We start from the raw sequence: 6721 nt of genomic DNA, 5'->3' as shown, positions 1-6721 counted from the left end.
CGGCTCCGCCAAAATCGAAAAAAAGCCGGCTGAAAACAGCCGGCTTTTTTTAAAACCTAAAACCCAAAGATCAAAACCATTCTTCCCCCGCAGGGGGGGGAGATTTTTTTTTCAAAAATCGGCTTTTTTTATACGAAAAAGCCTTTTTAAGCATCCAAAAGCACTTTTTTCATGGAACAAAAGAAAATGGATGGTTCGGCATCTCAAAAGATTTCCAAACAGCCGAAAATGGAGCACTGGGTTAAAAATAACAAGGCGGACTCTAAAGAGTCTGCTTTTTTTATTTTTAAACGTGTTTAAATGCCCCTACATTCAATTTTAAGAGCTTCCCCCTATAAAAGGTCATCTTTTTTATTTGAAGCTCTCAGAAACGATTCTAAGCATCCTGAAAAGCATTCTTTATTCTCAACGAGCCTTGCAACAGTTCTTGGGCTTTGCCCAAACCCACCAACGGACGGCCGTTGGATGCCAGCATTCAATCCCCCCAACCCCCCGCATCTTCGGGGGGCTCCCTCGCCGGTTGGCGTCAAACAAACGGGTTTGTTTGAGTGCTGAAAGGGTTCGGGTGGCGCTGAGCGAGTCAACTCCTTAATCCTCCCTACGGTCCGGTTACCGTTGACTCACGCCAAAATCGCATCACTGCCTAAAAAAAAAGAACCCTCACCGCCAAAAACGGTAAAAGGGTTTAGGTTCTAACAACAGCTATGAATATTATAAGCCCCTGCAGGTACATCACATCAAAGAAAGCTCAAACGCTTTTTGTATGTATTCTTCCTCTGTGATTTCTCCATGAAACCGTCTTTCTAAAAGCTTTTCCTCTTCTTCCGTCAGCACTAAACCCTCAAAGCCAAGGGTTGCTCTTACATATCTCATTCCTGTTTCAAAATCACTCATTGGCACTCCCCCATAAACTAAATACAGTCCCAACCTGATAAAAGAACGGAACAGCTTTCTTTTTAAATGGCTCTAAATAAAGGGCTTTGCCCTCACTATAGCGAACCCTTTTTACGAGGTGATACGTTATGGATATGGGAATCAAATTATCATCAAAGGACGTCGCAAAACACCTCGGTATAGAGCCAGTAACTGTCCGCAAGTATGCCAGTATGCTTGAAGAACAAGGCTACTCGTTCAATAAAGATTCGAAAGGATGGCGACTCTATACCGAGGATGACGTAAAGACTTTAGAGTATCTATGTACAATGACTAAGATCAATGGACACTCACTCGACGAAACGGTAAAGCACATAGCAAGCTTATATCGTTCTAAACTGACCATATCGGATACCGCTACATCGCTACAGGACAATCCTTTAGTCGAATTCATGAAACGACAGGAAGAATTCAACCGCCACATGGCAGAACGGATGGAACGATTCGAAAAAAGACAGCAAGAAAGGCACGAGACACTCACCGCTGCATTACGTGAGTCCCTTGAGACACAAAAAATGATCGCAGCCACCAAACAAAAAAAGTGGTGGAAATTTTGGAAGGGCAATTGATTGCCCGTTTTCACCGCTCTAATTCATTGTCCTTGTATTTATTGGCTTCTCTAGGCATTCCAGCCGTACGGAAAAACGATGCCGCTAATTTCCGCATCTTTGGTAATTTTTCTTTAGCCCACTGAACCATTTTGTCTTTCCATTGTTCCAGTACGGCAACTCTCTCTTTTAGTGTCTTATTTTCTTTTTTTAACGCCTTGTTTTCTCCAGCCACTTTTTCAAGCGTTTGATTCTGCTTCTTGGCGAAACTCAAAACCTCAGCATACTGCCCGTTTCTCTTATCAAGTTCCTGTTTTAGTTTTAGGCTCTCCGCAGCTTCGCTATTTCTTTGAATGATCAAAACTTTATTTTCAGCTGACAGTTCCTCGTTTTCCGTTCGTAAAGTCGTCAGTTCCTCTTTCACTTCCTGCCGAAGATCCTGACGCTGTTCTTCCGTAAATTCCTTTGCAAGCTTGCGCCGCATTTCCTTTTTGGACGCTTCAACTTCTGAATGGATCCTACTCTGCAGTTCCTGAAGCCGTTGGTCTTTTTCATCCGCCCGATCTGCTTCCTGCCGGGCGATAGACTGCCAGCGCTCCTTTTCCTGCGTTTCCGACTTCAATTGCCCCGCCAACTCGGCTGCCGTTTTAGTTTTCTGCTCCGCATAGGCATACAAAGCATGGAGTTCCCGCTCTGGCACAATGACTTTATCCTTTTTGAGCCACGCTTTTTCATGTTCAATAGTCGGCATTTTCAACTCTTCAGCCTTAGCTGTCAGCGATTCTTTTTTCACTTCTATAACTGCTTGAACAGCTTTGTTTTGCTTTTCCAGTTCCTCTCTCTGCTTTTCCTTTAAAGCAATTTCAGCATTAAGCCGCTCAAGCTCCGCTTGCCGCTGATTTATTTTATACTGGTGAACATTCTCATGCTTCTTTTCGCTTGGTTCGCCGCGCACCAGGTCAAAACCGTTTTCAACCATGTGCCGATGAAAATCATCTTGAATGGCTTTCATCTTCAATTTGCCATTAAAAAAATCTTTCGCAGAGAGTCGGCCGTCCTCTGTGATCGGTACAATACCAACATGCATATGAGGAGTCGCTTCATCCATATGGACTGTAGCATAAAGCATGTTTTCAGCGCTGTATTTCTCTTTCAAATGATCAACCGCTGTTTCAAAATAGCGCCGCTGCTCCTCATCGCTCAGCCCATTCATATAGTCAGGACTTGCCGTGATCAAAAATTCGCTGACCAAAACAGCATCCGCTCGGACCTTCCGTTTGACTCGCCCCTCAATTTTTTCATGAATCGCTTTTGAATAGCTAATCGGTTTCTCGTTCACTAGATCATAATTTAAGTGCGTCCGCTCCCGATCAATATTTTCATTTTTGCTTTTTTGAAACTCCCGCTGATTGTGTTTTTGCGTTCCATTCAATCTATCTTTTTTGTATTTTTCCATCCTGATGACTGCATAATTTGCCATGAGAAAAACCCCCGATTCAGACCACTGTATAGGGGTTATGGTAACACAAAGTTTATCTTTGGTGTAACGCACTACACCAAATTATGCCCATGGCAAATTTGGACGTGCGACCTGCGGTGCTGGTGGCTCTCTCATTCTCGCTATCGCATCGAAAGTTCGTGCCACTTGTCGGCTGTCTGCCGACCCGACTTTTCCGCCGATGAGAGATCGGCAGAAAATCGGAAAAACCCTTGCTACTCCCGCAGCATTTGACCGCATGAACAAATTGTTCTGTGTGTCAAATTTTCAATTACAGAAAGTATGCTGTGAAACCGTGCATCTACTTTCTCATTTTATAAGGATCTTCCCCATAGAGGTACACCGTCAGGAAAATGCGGATTTACAACGCTAAGCCTATTTTCCTGACGGTACCCCTTTATGTACATAATATCCTCTCACAATGTTAGTTTACAGTTAGCATTACAAAATTATGGTATTGTTATTCATAATTATTTATGTTGGTTATAGTAAACATGTTATTACAAAGATTGACCAAATAATCTTTTGTTAATTGCAAAACAAAAAAGACAAGTTATTTAACCTGTCTTTCTCTTTCGATGAATTAATTACAATTTAGGTACTATAATGATTATTTATTAGCTTATATAAAGCCTATGATCCTTATCAGATTTATAAAAAGCTTTTCTTAATATTATCTGTTAACTCAGAAATGACCTTTTTCTTTTGTTGTTCAGGTGAATGAATAGTTAAAATTATCAAATCCACCAAATCAGGACTTTCTTTAGCTAATTCCTGCATGTAGTCATACCCGAAATCTTTCATGACCAGTAGCAATTTACTCATGTTACTGGAAACTTACATCTATCTTCTTTTTTACGTCCTTCGCCACTTTTGGCATTGTTATTTCAAGTATTCCATTTTTGTACGTAGCTTTAACCCCATCATGTGAAACGGGGCTTGGAAGTGTTATCATACGTTGAAAACGACCTGTATAGCGTTCCTTTTTTAACATATTTTCTTCTTTTATTTCATTGGTACGCTTGATAGAACCACTAATGCTTAATCTGTTATTTTGTATATCAATATCTACATCTTCTTTCTTTTCAAGACCAGGTAAATCACATGTTGCCACAACCTCATTCTCAGTTTCATGAACATCAACTCGAATCCCACCTATACCATGTTCATTGTCAAACGAAATTGGTAATTCCGAAAAGAAACGATCGAATTCTCTTCTCATATTTGATAATTGTCTAAATGGATCATAAGGTACTAATGACATATTCAATCCTCCTTGGTTATTTTCAAAGATATTATTCCAATTTTGTATACGTTTATTCATAAATCCTTTACTTTACGTTCTGTACAAATGGATTCGTATCTGTACCAATTTTTAGAGTGTTTCTTATGGTGAATCCACCTCGTGATTCTGGCAAGTGAAAATATTACCTCACCTTGCTTCTTCTGCTTAGAGTTGGAGAAGCAGGTTTTTGTTTCCCAAAAATAGTTTAACGTTGTAAATCCGCATTTTCCTGACGGAACCCCATAGAGGACAAAGGCATAAAAAAAAGAGAGAAGAAGATTAATCTTCTTCTCTCTTTTTTTTATGCCTTTTCCATAACTCATCAAGAATAAAAGCAACGATGATAACAACAACTAAAACTATTAATGTCACAGTAAAAGAAAAATGTTCTCTCACACTTACCATTAATAATGCCCCTAAAGCTCCAAACACAAAACTCATTAGTAATTTCACTGTGAAATTCATACCCTTCTTAATTTTCTCTTAATTTAATTCAAAATTTAAACAAAAAATCCCAATAAGAGGTATATTATATACGGGCCCATATAACCAAAGAAGGGATGTTTTTTAATTGAATGGTAGCATAAAAATTGTATTAGCTTTAGTAATGTCTTTAGTTTTATTGATTCCTACGAACAGTATACTTGCTGCTCAACAAAATAACAATGAACAGAGTAAAGATATAACAACACCAATAGTTCCAACCACTTTTTCTCAAAATGGTATTACCTGTTCTTCAAACCAAACTAATCAAAATATAACTATCCAACAGCTTCCTGGTGACTATTTAAATTCATGCAAAATTGTCGCTACCAAAAAGTATGATAATGTGAAATATACAGATTGGGAAAATAAAATTATTCCAGCAATTGCAGGTGGCGTAGTTGGAGTTATAGGAAACTATATCGCTCAAGGACCATTAAAAGCTTTTGTTTTCGGAGCAATGACAACAGTATATTTAAACTATCCTAAGAGCAAACCAGTTTATGTAACTATTCAACACAGACAATGTAAAGATTCCCTAGGTTATCATAGACAATTAATCATAAAAAGCTACAAAGATAAAAAACGAACAAAACATATTTCAACACAATACAAATGGGTTAGTTAAAAAAAGCAGGCCTTAAAGGTCTGCTTTTTTTATTTGATTATGTAATTTTTAATGCCAGGATGCCAATAAGCCATAACCTCAAATGCACCATTTGCAACCTCGTCATCTTCTTCCTCAATCTTGACCAGATCGCCGTCCTCCGCATCACCAAGATTCAGCTCTTTATGTATCTCCTTCAAAATGCCACCGTATCCAATTAACCTTCGAGCTGCCAACGCATCATCCAAGTAAAGCACCGTGTTCAGATTGTCTTCAGTCACCTTATTGCCGCGCACAACATCCGTATCCTTAACCGGATATTTAGAAATTTCGAGAACAGCTTTTTGCTCCATCATTGCTTCCCGCACATCGTTTTCAATCAGTTCAGCGTCAATCTTGGCTTTACCTTTCACTCGACGAATATCAACAATCGGAGTGTAATCCAATTTCATCGCCTTTTTCCAAAGGCTCGTCCACTCCGCCTGCTTAATATAGTTTTTCCCAAAATAATTTTTCCTTACTGGTATCAACACATGAAAATGAGGATGGTATGTATCTTCTTCATGATTTTTGGTAATCTCTAAAGCTCTGAAAAATCCAAGAACCGAAGTTTTTACTTTTTTGTACTGGAACAGTTTCCTAAAGCCTTCCATCATCTCAGAAATTTGTGGCTTCAGCCGTTCTCCCTTTACATTCCGAACCGTCAGCGTGAGAAAAATCCATCCGCAGCCGTACTGCCGATTGGCTTCCTCTACGATCAACTTATTGTGATAAGCAATTTTTAACGACCTGCGCCACGCACACATCGGGCATAACCTCACTTTACAAAAATGGGCTTGATACAGTTTTAACTTGCCCGTCTCCGGGTCTCTCTTAAACGAAAGATACTCTGCACAACTAATTAGTTTTTCAGCCTTTTTGCCATAGTAAGGTGCCCCAATCTTACTCTCTAATGCTTCGTAATGCTCCGCCATGAGGTTCGTACGTCTCTTTTTCCCCTTCCAATCCCGCTTTTTACCTGTTGCGGTTTTATCTTCGAGGATGCTATAATCGTTTTCAGATGAATAAATCAACAAAAAAACTCCTTCTGAGCTAGTTCTCTAGCATTCTATTATTTTGATTCGACACCTTAATAATAGCAGAAGGAGTTTTTACCTGTCAAAAACCGATCTAACCCTTGACACACAAGACTTTGAACTGATTTTGAAAAATGATGTTGTTTCTATATAGTATCAAGATAAGAAAAGACCCGATTTCGGCTCCGCCAAAATCGAAAAAAAGCCGGCTGAAAACAGCCGGCTTTTTTTAAAACCTAAAACCCAAAGATCAAAACCATTCTTCCCCCGCAGGGGGGGGAGATTTTTTTT

The 6721-nt window shown here is 39.4% G+C and carries 9 protein-coding genes; 3 read left to right on the top strand and 6 right to left on the bottom strand.

Features of this window, described 5'->3' with window-relative positions:
• A partial coding sequence (locus ACWHAR_RS19395) for a hypothetical protein (protein ID WP_452087572.1) occupies window positions 1-322 on the top strand: 322 nt, incomplete at its 5' end.
• A gap of 410 nt (window positions 323-732) precedes the next feature.
• On the opposite strand, the gene ACWHAR_RS19390 is transcribed toward ACWHAR_RS19395, so the two are convergent.
• Window positions 733-894 carry a hypothetical protein gene (locus tag ACWHAR_RS19390; RefSeq protein WP_014475552.1) on the bottom strand — a complete coding sequence of 54 codons (162 nt, stop codon included), beginning with the start codon at window positions 892-894 and terminating at the stop codon, window positions 733-735.
• 128 nt (window positions 895-1022) lie between these two features.
• On the opposite strand from ACWHAR_RS19390, the gene ACWHAR_RS19385 reads away from it, so the two are divergent.
• Complete coding sequence (locus ACWHAR_RS19385) at window positions 1023-1502, top strand: DUF3967 domain-containing protein (protein WP_010890187.1); 480 nt, start codon at window positions 1023-1025, stop codon at window positions 1500-1502.
• Window positions 1503-1512: 10 nt separating this feature from the next.
• Here the strand turns inward: ACWHAR_RS19385 and mobV are convergent, their stop codons facing one another.
• The 4 genes from mobV to ACWHAR_RS19365 form a co-directional block, all read right to left on the bottom strand.
• On the bottom strand, window positions 1513-2961 hold the full coding sequence (gene mobV, locus ACWHAR_RS19380) for a MobV family relaxase (RefSeq protein WP_011255099.1): 1449 nt from the start codon (window positions 2959-2961) through the stop codon (window positions 1513-1515).
• Between the two features lie 669 nt (window positions 2962-3630).
• The gene (locus ACWHAR_RS19375; protein ID WP_255452039.1) at window positions 3631-3759 is read right to left on the bottom strand and encodes a hypothetical protein; all 129 of its coding nucleotides are present in this window, start codon (window positions 3757-3759) and stop codon (window positions 3631-3633) included.
• A gap of 46 nt (window positions 3760-3805) precedes the next feature.
• Window positions 3806-4243 carry an Hsp20/alpha crystallin family protein gene (locus ACWHAR_RS19370; protein WP_010891078.1) on the bottom strand — a complete coding sequence of 146 codons (438 nt, stop codon included), beginning with the start codon at window positions 4241-4243 and terminating at the stop codon, window positions 3806-3808.
• Window positions 4244-4543: 300 nt separating this feature from the next.
• Entirely contained in the window at window positions 4544-4729 is a 186-nt protein-coding gene (locus ACWHAR_RS19365) for a hypothetical protein (protein WP_011255096.1), read from the bottom strand.
• 106 nt (window positions 4730-4835) lie between these two features.
• On the opposite strand from ACWHAR_RS19365, the gene ACWHAR_RS19360 reads away from it, so the two are divergent.
• Window positions 4836-5375 carry a hypothetical protein gene (locus ACWHAR_RS19360; protein ID WP_011255095.1) on the top strand — a complete coding sequence of 180 codons (540 nt, stop codon included), beginning with the start codon at window positions 4836-4838 and terminating at the stop codon, window positions 5373-5375.
• Window positions 5376-5404: 29 nt separating this feature from the next.
• Here the strand turns inward: ACWHAR_RS19360 and ACWHAR_RS19355 are convergent, their stop codons facing one another.
• Entirely contained in the window at window positions 5405-6424 is a 1020-nt protein-coding gene (locus ACWHAR_RS19355) for a protein rep (RefSeq protein WP_026043409.1), read from the bottom strand.
• Between the last annotated feature and the right edge of the window lie 297 nt (window positions 6425-6721).

Source organism: Bacillus sp. LR--39 (assembly GCF_053613335.1).
The sequence above is the reverse complement of the archived record's forward strand: the minus strand, read 5'-3'. Positions and strand labels throughout refer to the sequence as shown.

Excerpts from the sequence above, each read along its gene's own strand:
- ACWHAR_RS19385 (WP_010890187.1), top strand. The coding sequence starts at position 1,023 with ATGGATATGGGAATCAAATTATCATCAAAGGACGTCGCAAAACACCTC.
- mobV (WP_011255099.1), bottom strand. The coding sequence starts at position 2,961 with ATGGCAAATTATGCAGTCATCAGGATGGAAAAATACAAAAAAGATAGA.
- ACWHAR_RS19365 (WP_011255096.1), bottom strand. The coding sequence starts at position 4,729 with ATGAATTTCACAGTGAAATTACTAATGAGTTTTGTGTTTGGAGCTTTA.
- ACWHAR_RS19390 (WP_014475552.1), bottom strand. The coding sequence starts at position 894 with ATGAGTGATTTTGAAACAGGAATGAGATATGTAAGAGCAACCCTTGGC.
- ACWHAR_RS19370 (WP_010891078.1), bottom strand. The coding sequence starts at position 4,243 with ATGTCATTAGTACCTTATGATCCATTTAGACAATTATCAAATATGAGA.
- ACWHAR_RS19375 (WP_255452039.1), bottom strand. The coding sequence starts at position 3,759 with ATGCAGGAATTAGCTAAAGAAAGTCCTGATTTGGTGGATTTGATAATT.